The organism is Corynebacterium durum, assembly GCF_030408675.1.
Classification (GTDB): domain Bacteria; phylum Actinomycetota; class Actinomycetes; order Mycobacteriales; family Mycobacteriaceae; genus Corynebacterium; species Corynebacterium durum.
Genome location: NZ_CP047200.1, coordinates 455802 through 470259 on the forward strand (window position 1 = coordinate 455802; position 14458 = coordinate 470259).

Below are 14458 nucleotides of genomic sequence, written 5' to 3' on the forward strand. Positions count from 1 at the left end.
TGTTATGGACATGATCACCGCTTTCTTTAGCGTGAACACCATAGCCTTCACCATCCTCGGCTATTCCATTAGCTGGCTGGAACTTGTTGGCACCATTTTCAATCTCGTGTGCGTCATCCTCGCTGCGCGCCGCAACATCTGGAACTGGCCTATAGGGCTCATCGGCGTCATGCTGTTCGGTGTTCTCTTCTATCAAATCAATCTGTATGCGGACGTATTCGAGCAGGTGTACTACCTAATTACCGGTATTAGCGGCTGGTACCTGTGGGCACGAGTGGGCACCAACAAAAACACCGACGAAAAAGTGCTTATCACCACCAATAGTCTGCGCAGCAACCTATATTGGGTTGCGGGCATTGCCGGGGCGTCGTTACTCACCGGATGGATTGTGTCGAACCTGCACATATGGCTACCCACCCTGTTCCCGGAACCAGCATCACTACCGCTTCTCGACGCCGCCTCCACCATGACCGCCTTCGCCGCGCAGTTCCTCATGATGCGCCGCAAGCTTGAAAGCTGGTACCTGTGGATCATTGTCGACATCGTGGCGGTTGGCCTGTACTGGTACAAAGGTGTGCCCTTCGTCGCCCTGCTCTACGCCGCATTCCTCATCAACGCGATCTACGGCTGGTACACCTGGAGGAACAACACCGCAGCTCGCGCAAATGTAAAGGAAGCTGCCCCTGAGAAAGAACCTGAGCTGTGCGAAGCCTAACCGGAGTTCGCGGCGTTATAGCAGGAAAATTCTACCCACCGCATAAAGGCCACCATCACCTGATTAACACCGCGCTTGCCGACTGCACAGAAGTGGACGTGCTGGTCGTGGACAACCCCGACTACGTCATACCCGCGCAACTGCGCAGGCAATGGCTCCAAGCCGAACATCCCGGCGCGCGGGTACACATCGTTCCCGACATTGGGAAAGATGACGATTCCGTTGCGTGGGCGGCCCACGCCATGCAATTCCTCGGATATGCACCGGACGTGGTGTACAGCAGCGAGGACTACGGCCCGAACTGGGCGCACTACATGGGTGCCCAGCATGTGATGGTGGATCAGCCCCGCCAGGTGGTGCCCATGTCCGGCACTATCGCACGCCGGGACATCCTTGCAGCCTGGGATTACCTTAGCCCTTCGGTGCGCGCTGGACTGGCGTTGCGTGTGGTCATTGTCGGTGCTGAATCCACTGGCACTACCACGCTCGCCCGTGCGCTTGCCGACGCCCTGCACGTGCCATGGGTTCCAGAGGTTGGGCGTTTCTACACCGAATCTATTCTGAGCGACGGCGGTGCTTGGGGCAACGAAGATTTCTATCGGATCGCTCACCTGCAACAGTCCTACGAGGCGGCCATTGCGATGCGCTCGCGCGGCGTGATTGTCTGCGACACCAACACCGTGGCCACCGAGCTATGGCAGCGCCGCTACCTGGGCGAAACAACCTCGCACATGCATGAGATAGCCAGCAAGGACAAGGCCGACCTGTATGTGATCACTGGTGACGAGATTCCCTTCGTACAGGACGGCATTCGCGACGGCGAACACATCCGGCACGAGATGCACCAGTGGTTCCTGGAACACATTGCGGCGACGGGTGTGCCTTTCATCGTGGTCACTGGTTCTGTGGAGGAGCGCCTCGCTGCCACTGAACAGGCTGCGCGGGACATGATTGAGCGGTGCCGGGTAGTGCGTTGAAGGGGGGATGCCTGAAGTGTTTTGGCACTTTAAGCTTCCTGTCCGGGCGGTCTCTGTCCTGTAAAGTGTGCTTATGCTCAAGCACGAAAATGGGGTGTTTTCAGGCTTGGAGATAAGCAAACTTTCCCCTTGGGTTCTAGTGGTTGTGGAAACACCCCAATTTTCGAACCCGCCGGGTCGTTACGCTAGCGCGCCTCAACGGCATCGGGCCGACTCCAGCGCAGGTATGCGACTGTTGCGGCCACGACCAGGATTCCACCCACCCAGAAGTGGGGCATCCACAGGAATAGTCGCCACCAGCCGTAGCGCGAGATCGGCTGATTCGACAGAAGCCGCACGATTCCCTGGGTTGAACCAAACAGTCCATAGGCTATGAGCAACACTCCTGAAACCCAGCCGAAGGCCAGGCGCAGCCAGCGCGGTACCCTGATGACATCTGGGCGCAGGAGCGCGAACCCGAAAATGACGAAGCCTAGTTTCACTAACCCGGAGATGAGCACAACTGCAACGAACCAGGGAGGTCGCTCTTGGGCAAGCCGTTGACCGTCGCCCTGGAGGACTGTATCTACTAGCCATGGGGAACCCAGTGCCCACGACACGCTCACCAAACCAAAGAACCCCCACCACAGCATCATGGCGATGACAACTACTCGCGACCGGCCTTTCATGTCATGTTCCTTACTGGTGAAAATGGGAGCTGTGGGGCAAGGCTACCCACAAGGGCTTGCGTGCCCGAGGCTATCAGAGTTTGTGCAGGAAGATGTGTACGTGCATTTCCCATCATGAGGCATCCGCAGAAGCCCGCATCGGGCTTTTCTGGGCAATCACAATGGCGGCCAGCACCATAATGATCCCGCAGAGCTGTAGGGGAGTGGGGGCGGTGTGGGTCACGGCGTCGAGAAGCAAAGCGGTCACGGGGCTGAGGGCCCCGAGCAGCAGGACAGCGGTGGCGTCCAGGCGCTTGAGGCCCGCGAACCAGTTGGGGTAGGCCAGTGCTGCGCCGAAAATGCACAGGTAGGCGTAGCCGCCAATTGCGGGCAGGTCCACGTCGGTGAGTGGCCCCTCTGCGATGGCGAAGGGGATGAGTGCCGCACCGCCCGCGATGAGTTGCCACGCGGTGGTGTCTAGAGGGTTTCTGCCTGTGGGTTGTCCCCAGCGTTTGGCCAGGACCATGCCGAAGCCCATGCTGATGGCGGAACCAAGACCGGCGATCACGCCAACGACAGTGAGCCGGGCACCGGGAGTGAGCGTGATGGCGGAAACGCCGAGGAGCGCAAGTATGGCGGCGATAATGTGTCCGCGAGTGGGCTTAATTCCTAATAGAAAAGGAGATATGGCCATTGCGACAAGTGGGGAGGTGCTTGTGAGGATGGCGGCGACACCGCCGGGGAGTTGTTGGGCGGCCATAAATAGCAGCGTGAAAAACAATCCGATATTGAGTATTCCGAGTACTGCTGACCGCCACCACCATGAGCCTGTGGGAAGGGTTCGGGTGATCAGAAGTAGGATAAGCCCAGCTGGTAGGGCTCGCAGCAGTCCGGCAGTGACGGGGTGCCCCGCCGGAAGCCAGGTGGTTGTTACTGCGTATGTGGTACCCCAGACAATGGGGGTGAGGGCGGTTCTGGTGGCAATGACATTTGCGGTCATATCGTTATTCATCATGTTTCTGTTACGTCTTATATTGAATAGTTTGACGTTAAAATATTATGATATGGGATGTCAAAATGATATGGGATAATCAATGTGTGAGCGACGACGTGGACCAGATCCTTGAACAGTGGCGAAATGCCCGCCCCGACATTGACCCGTCCCCCATGGAGCTCACAGGACGATTGCAACGCGCTGCCGTTTTTACCCGCGAGCAGCTGACCAGTAATTTCACCGCCGCCGGTCTTGAACCCGGACAATTTGACGTTCTTGCGACGATCTACCGCGCTGCGGGGAAGGCTGGCGCGCTCACCGCCGGCGAACTCGCGCGCTGGGTCATGGTCAGTGCGGGGGCACTCACCAACCGTGTGGATAACCTCGTCGCTGCGGGCCTGGTTACTCGCCGTCACGACACCGCTAATCGACGCCGCGTCCTCATCGCCCTCACCGATCAGGGGCGTCACAGCGTGGAAACCGCCCTCGAAACCCACCTTGAGAACTGCCGGGCTGTCGCAGAGCGCCTTGATGTGGAGGAAGTTCAGCAGCTCAACCGCCTTCTAGCAAAAATGCTGCCCGCAGACCCCGACTAGCGGAATGTGCATCACAATCCGCTGTGAAATGGCACAATAACTAACCATGGACTTGCTCACCACCACCATTGACCTTGACGCCATTGCGCACAACACTCGCGTGCTCAAAAAACTCGCGGGCACGGCGCAGCTCATGTGCGTGGTCAAAGCCGACGGCTACAACCATGGTGCCGTCGAAACCGCGCATGTCATGGCGCGCAATGGTGCGGACCAGTTCGGGGTGGCAACGCTGGTAGAGGCGCAGCAGCTGCTGGACGGGGGTATTGACAAACCCATCCTCGCGTGGATGTGGCGGCCGGAACAAACCCTCATCAAAGGAATCGAACTCGGCATACCCAGCCCCGAGCACGCCCGCGCCGCCATCAACTCGGGGCTGGATCTGCGGGTTACCCCCAAAATAGACACCGGTCTCAACCGCTCCGGCATCGACGAAGCCGACTGGGCCGACACCTTCCGGCTGCTTCACGACGCCCCGAACATTGCCGTCACCGGCCTGTTCTCCCATCTCGCATGTGCCGATGAACCAGGTGATCCCAGCGTAGACGAGCAAGCAGACGTATTCCGACGCGCTATTGCGGTGGCGCGTGACTGTGAATTAGACGTGCCCACCAACCACCTATCCAACTCTCCGGCAGCGCTCACCCGACCAGATCTGAACTTTGAGATGATCCGACCAGGACTCGCCTGCTATGGACTATCTCCCATTCCAGGGGTGGATGTTGGCCTGCGCCCCGCCATGACGTGGGCCGCGCGCGTGTCGGTAGTGAAAAAAATCACAGCAGGAGAGGGGGTGTCCTACGGGCACACCTGGCGCGCACCCTCCAACGGATACACCGCTGTGATTACGGTTGGCTACGCCGACGGCCTGCCCAGGACTGCGCAGGATGCGCTCTCTGTCACCATTGGTGGTGCGCGATACTCGCAGGTAGGGCGCGTCTGCATGGATCAAATCGTCGTGTGGCTAGGTGCTGAGGCCAGCGTGCGTGCCGGGGATGAAGCACTGATTTTTGGCTCCGGTGAGCAGGGCGAAATGACCGCCGACGAGCTTGCCGAAGGGCTTGGCACCATCAACTATGAGGTTATCTGCAGGCCGAGTGGGAGAACGGTGCGGAAGTTTAAGGGAGGGGATGTCCATGAAAGCTGATTTTCCGACTCGTGGTGAGCGGCGGTTTGAAACGGCCGCTGACACCCAGGCTTTCGGTTCGCAACTGGGCTGTGCCCTGGAAGCAGGCGACGTGGTGATTCTGGACGGGCCGCTCGGCGCGGGCAAAACGACATTCACGCAAGGTCTCGCGCGGGGGCTGAACGTCAAAGGCCGGGTTACGTCCCCAACATTTGTGATCGCGCGCGAACACCGTTCCGTGGTGGGTGGTCCTGCGCTGATTCATGTGGATGCCTACCGGCTTTTGGGGGAAGACCCTTCCGCTGTGGATGCTGATCCATTGGGGGCGCTGGATTCCCTGGATTTGGACACCGAGCTGGATGATGCTGTTGTTGTCGCCGAGTGGGGCGGAGGGCTTGTTGAACAATTATCGTCCTCCTATCTGAAAGTGACGTTTGATAGGGAAACCGCCGTGCGCGAGAACACCGAATCGGAGGCGCGCATTATTTCCTGGGAGTGGGTTGAGGGGTAGGCGCTAATTGACCATAATGTTTGCTCATCAAATTGTCGTTCTTAGCGTCTAAAAGCAGCAGTTTGATGAGCAAACATTACAGGAACCCGATCCGGCAACTCGAGGAAGACATGACAACCAGTCCTAAGGCATGCTTTTCCTTGCATTAATCCTTGCCGCGATGTTGCGTTGCAGTTCGCGGGCGTTGTAGAGCATCCCATGTGTGATGCGGAGCGTATCCCATCCCATGTTGTGTAGCTGGATGGTGACCATGGAGTCATAGTCACGTTGTCTGCGGTCAAGATGATGAATGCCGTCGTAAAATAGCCCTACCTTATATGCGCGCCACCCAGCGTCGAGCTGAGTAAGTAGCCGTGGGTACCCGCCCTCGGGAAACCTTGCATAGATTGGGATTTGCGTGCTCAGGCCATCATGCACCTGGAAAGCGATCAAACGGAGTGTGGTTTCTTGCGGAGAGTCAGCCTGAGGATCGGACAAAGAGATCAGCTTTTGTAGCATCCGAGCTGAAATAATGCCGTAGCCAGAGCTTAAAACGTCGTATGGAGTGATGCCTGTGCACCGTCGCATTGCATCAATGAGTTGAATGGAGCGGATTTCTTCAGGGGCTAATCCAGGAACACGGTGCACGAACCATGTGTGATTACCGCGTACAACATCTTTGATGCATTGGATTGTGGCCAATGCTGGCGTGACGCAACGGAGCATGGGAAAGGCCGGATCAGGGGTCCATGTAGCAGTGGCTGCGGGTTTTGCTTGCCGGTGAGGTTGCAATCGTGAGTGGGATGTATGGCGCCCGGATTCTACAAGCAGTGTCACCTGAGCCTCATTCGCCCAATACGTAAGTCCCGCATATGCAGCAGCGGCCCAATGGGAAACTATTGCTTTGGGGTTATTGAGATGATGTGCCCGCGCGCGGCTGATGATGTCGTGCTGGAAAGGAGCATCTGCAGTCTGTTCTGCTTTGGTGATAACCACTCCATGGGCAATCCGGTCATAGTTTTGTGTGATGTGCGCTCGTGTATAGCGCTGTTGCAGATCACTTATTTTTATGGGTTTTAGCTGCGGCAAGGCGCTCATATTTACCATGAAACCCCGTATAGAAATAGCTTTTCTGCAGTAGTGTGCGACATCTGTGGAGAACTTAGGTTATCCACAGGGAGCAGGTTGGCATCATTACGTCAGCTCATAACACGACTAGAATTGCTATCTTGTGCTGATCCTTGCAATCGATACGTCCACGCCCACTCTGGTCACGGGGCTTGTCCGCGACGGCGTGACGGTGGCCGAGCGTATTCTTCCGAAGTGCCGTGAGCAGGAGGAACGTCTGGTTCCGTGCGTTCAGGAGTGTTTGGCGGAGGTGGATGCCACGTTCCAGGACGTCACCGCGATTGTGGTGGGCTGCGGTCCAGGGCCGTTCACGGGGTTGCGCGTCGGTATGGCCACGGCCGCCGCGTTCGGTGATGCACTGGGGGTTCCGGTGCACGGTGTGTGTTCGCTGGATGCCATTGCCGCGCGTATCGACGCCCCGACGGTCCTGGTCACCACGGATGCTCGCCGTCGGGAGGTGTATTGGGCGTGGTATCAGGATGGGCGTCGTGTCGAGGGGCCCAGCGTGCAGTCCCCTGCGGAATCGTTTCCGCAAGCCCACATGGTGAATGTACCTGAGCACCTGGCTGACAAACTCTCAATAGAAGGCGCCCAGCGGGTGGATCTGGATCCCTCACCTGCGTCGTTGGTGGCTGTGGCGGATCTGGATAGTTCTCCGCAGCCGTTGGTGCCGTTGTATTTGCGACGCCCCGACGTGAAGGAACCGAAGCCGAGACCACCGAGTTCGGCTGTGCCGGATGTGGAGTGGCAGTGATGGAGCTTCGTCGCCTGGAGAATTGTCACGCGGTGCGCTGCGCCGAGCTGGAGGAAGTGCTGTTCTCCGGTGAGGATCCGTGGTCTGAGCGAGCGTTTTATAGTGAGTTTGCGTATCCGTCGAACTTGTATATCGGCGCGTTTGACGACGAGGACCGCCTCATTGGTTACGCGGGCTTGGCGATGGTTGGCCCTCGGAATGACCCCGAGTTTGAAATTCACACCATCGGCGTGGATCCCGCGCACCAGGGCGAGGGCATTGGCCGCGCGATGATGGAGCAGTTGATGGCGGTGGCGGACCGGCATAACGGTCCGGTGTTTTTGGAGGTACGCACCGATAACACCCCCGCTATCTTCCTGTATGAGTCGCTTGGTTTCGTGGTGACGGGCACACGCAAGAATTACTACCAACCATCGGGTGCAGATGCGTTTACTATGCATAGGCCGTCGCAGGGGAAGTGATGGTATCGTTCATCCGTTGGTGTTGGTGCTGAATAGTTGGGGTTGTGAGCATGCCAAGTAAGGTCGTTCTGGGCGTGGAAAGCTCGTGTGATGAAACAGGCGTGGGCATTGTCCGCGTCACCTATGGCGATGGCGAAGAACCCCGGTTGGAGATTTTGGCTGATCAGGTGGCTAGTTCGATGGAGCAGCACGCCCGTTTCGGCGGGGTTGTCCCAGAGATCGCGTCACGAGCGCACCTTGAGTCGATGGGGCCGGTGATGCGGGCGGCGCTTGCGGAATCGGGCGTCGATAAGCCGGATGTTGTGGCAGCGACAGTTGGACCTGGTTTGGCGGGTGCGTTGCTGGTAGGGGCCAGCGCGGCGAAGGCGTATGCGGCGGCGTGGGACGTGCCGTTTTATGGCGTGAATCACTTGGGTGGGCATGTTGCTGTGGCGAACCTGGAAGGTGAGCCCCTGCCGCACGCTGTGGCACTGTTGGTGTCGGGTGGGCACACACAGCTGCTTGAGGTGGACGGGGTGGGTGCACCGATGAAGGAACTGGGGTCCACACTTGACGACGCCGCGGGCGAAGCCTACGACAAAGTGGCACGTCTGCTGCGGTTGGGGTACCCCGGTGGTCCACTTGTGGATCGGTTGGCGCAGCGTGGCGATAGAAAAGCGATTAATTTTCCTCGCGGCCTGATGCGCCGCGATGATTCCCGACACGACTTTTCCTTCTCTGGTCTGAAAACCGCTGTGGCCAGGTATGTTGAGGCTGCCGAGCGCGCTGGCGAGGTGATTTCCGTGGAGGACGTGTGCGCGTCCTTCCAGGAAGCCGTGTGCGACGTTCTGACGTTCAAGGCGGTGCGGGCCTGTCAGGATGTAGGGGCGAAAGTGCTGCTGATCGGCGGGGGAGTGGCGGCGAATTCTAGGCTTCGTCAGCTGGCGGAGGATCGTTGTCGCAGCGCAGGGATTGAGCTGCGCGTGCCCTCATTCCGGTTGTGCACCGACAACGGCGTGATGGTCGCCGCGTTGGCGGCTCAGCGCGTGGCCGCAGGGGCGGAACCCAGCAGCCTGGGCGTGGGGACTGATTCCTCGCTGGAGGTTGAAGTGCCTCAGTTGTGAGGTTTTAGGATGACTCGCACTCGTAGATGACCTTGCTGAAATCCAGAGCGGCCAGGTCGTCGCGATGAATGTAGAAGCGAGCCACGCCGCCGTCGGCAAGCATGAAGGCCGCGGCAGAGTGGTCTCCAAAGTAGGATTCCAGCTGGAAGAGCACTATGTACCCCGAGTCGGGGTGGTGGGGGTCTGTGGGTGCAGGCGCGTGATGCGTCTGTTGGAAAAGGTCTTCGCATAGGTAAATCCAGCCGCCGCCGAAGATGGTGTGGTGTTGTGAGTCCAGGAGCTCGGAGAGATCCAGGCCGTCATCGGTGTCAAAGTCGAAACCGTGGCGGCGGGTATGGGCGATGAACTCGTAGGCGCGGCTGGTGGGCAGCTGGTCGTAGAGCTGGCCGTCCAGGTCAAAATAGCCACGGGAGTCAATAACGCCATCCTCAGCGGGGGAGTCTGTTTCTGCATGTCCGTGGGAAAATTCGTCGGCGGGAATATAACGCACGAGGTGGCCGCGCCACTGTTCTGCATCGAGCATGTAGCCGCCGAGTCCCATGTCGCCGTCGTCTGCGATGAAAAACTGGATCAGGCCGCTGGTTGGGATGCCGTCGCGTTCAGGAAGTTCGGCGAGGTTAATTTGGGCGAGGAAGAACAGCGGATTGCCGCAACCATCGGTGGGCCACGGGTAGGACGGACTGATAAAAGCCGGTCCGCGCACCCGGGAACCTGTGAGGTGGGGATTGGCGTCATGCCTGGGTGTGAGGTGAAGGGCCGTGGTCCGGCGGGCAGTCCCTTCGAGCAGTGGGAGGAAAGGCGCAAATTCCGGGGTGAGGTCTACGGTTAACACGGTGTTGTCCACGGTTTCTCCTAGTGATCAAAAACAGAATGTAGTAGTCATGCTACCAGCTTTTATGTTGTTTGTGTTTGTGGGGTCTGGCATATAGTAGGTGGGATCTTTTTTCCTTATTGGTATGCTCGTTTTAGTGAAAAATAATGGCGTTATAGTCGCGGGGCCAAGGGGGATTTTTCGCTTTTGAACTGGGGAAATGATGCCAGGAATCACAAGGTAGAAATAGATGTACGTATCAACATTAAATGGAAAATTACGGACGGCAGTATATTATTTTATGCAACAAGGTTGTTGATCTGATTATTGCATGGATTTTGCATGAGTAATTAGTGAAGTCTCACTTATGAAGTGGCTATTCTTTTCGGTGCTGTGGGGGTGTTAGGCATGGCCTTAGCTGTGTTGGAGGGGTTGGGGGTGTCATCAGGGCACACTGCTGGACCCCGCTTAATGAACTTCCATGAGGTCCACGTCCCGCGTGTTTGCGGCTAGCGAACATGCAGGTGGGTAGTACGTAAATAGTTGAGGGGCTGGCACTCGCGGGGGTAGAGTGCTAAGAGGTTGTGTGAAACAGGGCAGCTGTTCACCCGCGACGACAGCTGTGCTGGCAGATGCAACCGGCGCAATGCCAACCATCACATGATGGCAACTATCACATGGAGGAATTTGTAGTGTCGAACGTTAACATTAAGCCCCTTGAGGACAAGATCCTCGTCCAGATTAATGAGGCTGAAACCACCACCGCTTCCGGCCTGGTTATTCCGGATTCCGCGAAGGAGAAGCCTCAGGAGGCTACGGTCATTGCTGTGGGTGCTGGCCGCTTTGATGAGAAGGGCGAGCGCGTTCCTATGGATGTCAAGGAAGGCGACGTGGTGATCTTCTCCAAGTACGGCGGGACTGAAATCAAGTACCAGGGTGAGGAGTACTTGATCCTGGCTCAGCGTGACATCCTCGCCATTGTTGAGAAGTAAGAGGCTTCACATATGGCAAAGTTGATCGCCTTTGATGAGCAGGCCCGTAAAGGCATCCAGGCCGGTGTGGACACGCTGGCCGATGCTGTGAAGGTCACTCTCGGCCCTCGTGGTCGCAATGTGGTGTTGGACAAGGCTTTTGGTGGCCCGACTGTCACCAACGATGGTGTGACCATCGCCCGCGATATCGACGTGGAAGATCCGTTCGAGAATCTGGGTGCCCAGCTGGTGAAGTCCGTTGCGGTGAAGACCAACGACTTGGCTGGTGACGGCACCACGACCGCGACGCTTCTCGCACAGTCGCTGATTAAAGAGGGCCTGCGTAACGTAGCCGCCGGTGCCAACCCGATTGAACTGAATCGTGGTATTGCTGCCGCCGCCGATAAGACGGTGGAGGAGCTTCTGAAGCGTGCGACAGAGGTGTCCAACCCCACTGAGATTGCTAATGTTGCTACGGTCTCGTCCCGCGACCCCGAGATCGGTGACATGGTTGCCGCCGCAATGGAGAAGGTGGGCAAGGATGGCGTGGTCACGGTCGAGGAATCTCAGACCATGGAGACCACTCTGGACATTACCGAGGGCGTGTCCTTTGATAAGGGCTTCCTGTCCCCGTACTTCATCACCGACATTGATGCCCAGCAGGCCGTGCTTAACGACGCCCTGGTGCTTCTTGTTCGCAACAAAATCTCCTCGCTCCCGGACTTCCTGCCTGTGCTGGAGAAGATTGTTGAGTCCGGCAAGCAAGTCCTGATTGTGGCTGAAGATATTGAGGGTGAGCCACTGCAGATGCTGGTGGTGAACTCCATTCGGAAGACGCTGAAGGTTGTCGCTGTGAAGTCACCGTACTTCGGCGATCGTCGTAAAGCATTTATGGATGACCTTGCCGTGGTTACCAACGCCACTGTTGTGGACCCCGAGGTGGGTGTGAACCTGAGCGAGGTGACTATCGCTGAATTCGGTGCAGCGCGTCGCGTGACAGTGACCAAGGACCAGACGGTGATCGTTGACGGTGCCGGCAGCGCTGAGGATGTGGAGAATCGCCGCAACCAGATCCGCCGTGAGATCGAGAAAACCGACTCCACCTGGGATCGTGAGAAGGCTGAGGAACGCCTGGCCAAACTGTCTGGCGGCATTGCCGTGATCAAGGTGGGTGCTGCAACCGAGACTGAGGTGGGGGAGCGCAAACTCCGCGTCGAAGATGCCATCAACGCTGCGAAAGCCGCAGCTCAAGAGGGTGTTATCGCCGGTGGTGGATCTGTACTGGTACAGATCGCGCAAGAACTCAACACCTTTGCTGAGGGCTTTGAGGGCGATGCGAAGGTGGGTGTGCTTGCCTTGGCTCGCGCCCTGACCAAGCCGACCTACTGGATTGCGGACAATGCGGGTGTGGACGGTGCTGTCGTTGTGGCACGTACCGCTGAACTGCCCAATGGTGACGGCTTCAACGCCGCCACCCTGGAGTATGGGAACCTTATTGAACAGGGCATTATTGATCCTGTGAAGGTGACTCACTCGGCAGTGGTCAATGCCACGTCGGTGGCGCGTATGGTGCTGACCACAGAAGCATCTGTGGTGGAGAAACCTGCTGAGGAAGAACCTCACGCTGGTCATGCACATCATCACCACTAGTGCATAGACCAAAGGCCCCAGGATTGACCGCCTGGGGCCTTTGCTGTGGGGAATGTAGTGGATATAGGAAACGTCATACCACCACCCGTGCCACATGTGATTTATGTTATATTTTCTTGGGATTATGGGTGTTTTCCCTGTTCATGTATGGAATTGTTGTTGAACAACGGAAACGATTAACCAATCGACAACGATGTAACGTGGGTCAAGTCTCTGTAAAATGGAGGATCAATCTAAGGTACTGTGCTCAGGTCTTCATAAGATGCTTCTCAACAAGTGTATAGGAGATCTTAGTCTGCGAGTGAAGGGAACAGGTTCCAGGGTGAACGAGTCGGAGCGTGAACTAGCTGACCTAGTTCCCCGTGCTGCCGGCGGTGACCGCGCCGCGATGCAACGCATCATGGTTATTATTCACCCAATTGTTCTGCGTTATGCACGTGCACGAATCGGTGGCGGGAGGCATCCCACCGCTGAAGACGTGGCACAAGAAATCTGTCTGGCGGTGGCAATGTCCGTGGGAAATTACGTTGACCGCGGTCGTCCGTTTTTGGCCTTTGTGTACGGCATTGCATCGAATAAAGTAGCGGATGCGCATCGTGCGTTGTCGCGGGAAATGTCCAATCCGACCGAAGATGTTCCCGAAACCGCGCTGGAACATGATACGCCAGAAGAATATGCACTGGTCAGCGATGGAAGTAACAGAGTGCGACTTCTTCTCGATTCATTAAGTGAAAAGGCACGAGAAGTCATTATTTTGAGAGTTTTCGTTGGCCTCTCCGCAGAAGAAACTGCGGAGATTGTAGGCAGTACCCCCGGGGCTGTGCGGGTTGCTCAACATCGAGCACTTGCATCGCTCCGGAAAAATTTAGATGGGCAGGAGCGATAGGTATGGATCAACGCCGCCCCGGCGGGGACCACGACGCGTTTGCCGAACACACTGATGATGTGTTGTTCGACACCGACGTCTTCCTCACCGAGCTCTCTAAAGGACATGACCCTTCCGAGGGAGAGGACCCGCTCGCGCAGCTTCTCCTCTCCTTCAATGATGAGGTTATTTACTCACGAGCACCAGAGCCGCCGACCATTGACAATGCGTTCATGGGGCGTTTTGATGCCGCGACGGAGATCTTCGAACCAGTCACCGATGCCGCATCGCTGCTGGACCGCCAGCCGGACCTTTCTGCTGATGACGGCTATGCTGATGATTATTTCGAAGGTGGAGCGGAGTACGCTGACCGCACTGAGCAGGCAGAACCAAAGGATCAGGTTGACGATTACGATAGTGCTGTGGCGGACGTGGTTCCGCTGGAATCACGGCGTCGTAAACCGCGTATCAACGCGTTCATGTCTGGGTTGATCGGTGCTGCCGCAGCAACCTTGGTGATTGCTGGCAGTGGCGCGGCTATCTACAACTCCCAGCCGGGATCGTTCCTGTGGGGGCTGAATACCAAGCTGTTTGGTGATCACGCAGCGGTCGTGGAATTGGCAAGCACCCTGGAGCAGGTGGATAACCTCAATGCCAAGGGCGATACTGATGGTGCTTTGGCGTTGCTGGAACAGGCAAAATCACTGATCAAGGAGATTAACTCTAAGGACCGTGCCACCTTGCGCCGCGACATTGATCAATCGGAGCAGCGCATTTCCACGCAGACGGTGACCGCAGCCCCGCCCACCTCGACAACGCCACCCACGTCTGAGTCGGAGCCTGTGCCCACGGTGACGGTGACAGTTACGGCTACGGTTGGGCCAAATGGTGTGGTCCAGAACCAAAATCAAAGCGGCGGCGGGGCTTCGCAGGTGGCGCCGACGACTAATCCGCTGCCACAGTCGGCTCCCTCAACGGCTGTTACCAGTACACCGGCAAGCACCACGGGTGATGGCGGAGGTGCGCAGAATAATAACCAGAGTAATCAGCCGCCACGGCATATCAGTTCCGTGCCGAAACCAAGCAGCAATGAGCCATCGCAGCCTGGAGCGAACGCTGGAAGCAGCGATCCGTAACACAAGGCTTATGGGTAGGTAATGTGCCCCCGCAGTA

At 57.5% G+C, this 14458-nt stretch carries 16 protein-coding genes; 12 read left to right on the forward strand and 4 right to left on the reverse strand.

The window, feature by feature from the left end; translation table 11 throughout:
* Positions 1-10: 10 nt before the first annotated feature.
* Both pnuC and CDUR_RS02070 read left to right on the forward strand, forming a co-directional pair.
* The gene (pnuC, locus tag CDUR_RS02065; RefSeq protein ID WP_233452979.1) at positions 11-715 is read left to right on the forward strand and encodes a nicotinamide riboside transporter PnuC; all 705 of its coding nucleotides are present in this window, start codon (positions 11-13) and stop codon (positions 713-715) included.
* The gene (locus tag CDUR_RS02070; protein ID WP_179418799.1) at positions 703-1692 is read left to right on the forward strand and encodes an AAA family ATPase; all 990 of its coding nucleotides are present in this window, start codon (positions 703-705) and stop codon (positions 1690-1692) included. The genes pnuC and CDUR_RS02070 overlap by 13 nt, the downstream gene beginning before the upstream one ends.
* Positions 1693-1877: 185 nt before the next feature.
* Here the strand turns inward: CDUR_RS02070 and CDUR_RS02075 are convergent, their stop codons facing one another.
* Together CDUR_RS02075 and CDUR_RS02080 are read right to left on the reverse strand one after the other, a co-directional pair.
* A complete protein-coding gene (locus CDUR_RS02075; protein WP_179418800.1) occupies positions 1878-2360 on the reverse strand; it encodes a DUF3995 domain-containing protein in 483 nt (160 codons plus the stop codon).
* Positions 2361-2472: 112 nt separating this feature from the next.
* Positions 2473-3339 (reverse strand): EamA family transporter, encoded by an 867-nt coding sequence (locus CDUR_RS02080; RefSeq protein ID WP_179418801.1) that lies wholly within the window; start codon positions 3337-3339, stop codon positions 2473-2475.
* A 98-nt stretch (positions 3340-3437) separates the two neighbouring features.
* Here CDUR_RS02080 and CDUR_RS02085 point away from each other — a divergent pair, with 98 nt between their 5' ends.
* Genes CDUR_RS02085 through tsaE form a run of 3 tightly spaced genes read left to right on the forward strand, consistent with a single transcriptional unit; the run spans position 3438 to position 5563 of the window.
* Complete coding sequence (locus tag CDUR_RS02085) at positions 3438-3929, forward strand: MarR family winged helix-turn-helix transcriptional regulator (RefSeq protein ID WP_179418802.1); 492 nt, start codon at positions 3438-3440, stop codon at positions 3927-3929.
* A gap of 46 nt (positions 3930-3975) precedes the next feature.
* Positions 3976-5073 (forward strand): alanine racemase, encoded by a 1098-nt coding sequence (gene alr / locus CDUR_RS02090; RefSeq protein WP_179418803.1) that lies wholly within the window; start codon positions 3976-3978, stop codon positions 5071-5073.
* On the forward strand, positions 5063-5563 hold the full coding sequence (gene tsaE, locus CDUR_RS02095; RefSeq protein ID WP_179418804.1) for a tRNA (adenosine(37)-N6)-threonylcarbamoyltransferase complex ATPase subunit type 1 TsaE: 501 nt from the start codon (positions 5063-5065) through the stop codon (positions 5561-5563). The genes alr and tsaE overlap by 11 nt, the downstream gene beginning before the upstream one ends.
* Positions 5564-5686: 123 nt before the next feature.
* Here the strand turns inward: tsaE and CDUR_RS02100 are convergent, their stop codons facing one another.
* Positions 5687-6649 carry a putative endonuclease domain-containing protein gene (locus tag CDUR_RS02100; protein WP_179418805.1) on the reverse strand — a complete coding sequence of 321 codons (963 nt, stop codon included), beginning with the start codon at positions 6647-6649 and terminating at the stop codon, positions 5687-5689.
* A 124-nt stretch (positions 6650-6773) separates the two neighbouring features.
* On the opposite strand from CDUR_RS02100, the gene tsaB reads away from it, so the two are divergent.
* Genes tsaB through tsaD form a run of 3 tightly spaced genes read left to right on the forward strand, consistent with a single transcriptional unit; the run spans position 6774 to position 8988 of the window.
* Positions 6774-7424, forward strand: a complete 651-nt coding sequence (tsaB, locus tag CDUR_RS02105; RefSeq protein ID WP_179418806.1) for a tRNA (adenosine(37)-N6)-threonylcarbamoyltransferase complex dimerization subunit type 1 TsaB — start codon at positions 6774-6776, stop codon at positions 7422-7424.
* On the forward strand, positions 7424-7885 hold the full coding sequence (rimI, locus tag CDUR_RS02110) for a ribosomal protein S18-alanine N-acetyltransferase (RefSeq protein WP_179418807.1): 462 nt from the start codon (positions 7424-7426) through the stop codon (positions 7883-7885). The genes tsaB and rimI overlap by 1 nt, the downstream gene beginning before the upstream one ends.
* 50 nt (positions 7886-7935) lie before the next feature.
* A complete protein-coding gene (gene tsaD, locus CDUR_RS02115) occupies positions 7936-8988 on the forward strand; it encodes a tRNA (adenosine(37)-N6)-threonylcarbamoyltransferase complex transferase subunit TsaD (protein WP_179419178.1) in 1053 nt (350 codons plus the stop codon).
* Positions 8989-8992: 4 nt separating this feature from the next.
* On the opposite strand, the gene CDUR_RS02120 is transcribed toward tsaD, so the two are convergent.
* On the reverse strand, positions 8993-9832 hold the full coding sequence (locus CDUR_RS02120) for a YwqG family protein (protein ID WP_179418808.1): 840 nt from the start codon (positions 9830-9832) through the stop codon (positions 8993-8995).
* Positions 9833-10491: 659 nt separating this feature from the next.
* Here CDUR_RS02120 and groES point away from each other — a divergent pair.
* The 4 genes from groES (at position 10492) to CDUR_RS02140 (ending at position 14421) form a co-directional block, all read left to right on the forward strand.
* Complete coding sequence (groES, locus tag CDUR_RS02125; RefSeq protein ID WP_040359513.1) at positions 10492-10791, forward strand: co-chaperone GroES; 300 nt, start codon at positions 10492-10494, stop codon at positions 10789-10791.
* Positions 10792-10803: 12 nt separating this feature from the next.
* A complete protein-coding gene (gene groL, locus CDUR_RS02130) occupies positions 10804-12420 on the forward strand; it encodes a chaperonin GroEL (RefSeq protein WP_006062949.1) in 1617 nt (538 codons plus the stop codon).
* Positions 12421-12742: 322 nt separating this feature from the next.
* Positions 12743-13306, forward strand: a complete 564-nt coding sequence (locus CDUR_RS02135; RefSeq protein ID WP_040359516.1) for a sigma-70 family RNA polymerase sigma factor — start codon at positions 12743-12745, stop codon at positions 13304-13306.
* Between the two features lie 2 nt (positions 13307-13308).
* Entirely contained in the window at positions 13309-14421 is a 1113-nt protein-coding gene (locus CDUR_RS02140; protein WP_179418809.1) for a hypothetical protein, read from the forward strand.
* The last annotated feature ends 37 nt before the right edge of the window (positions 14422-14458 follow it).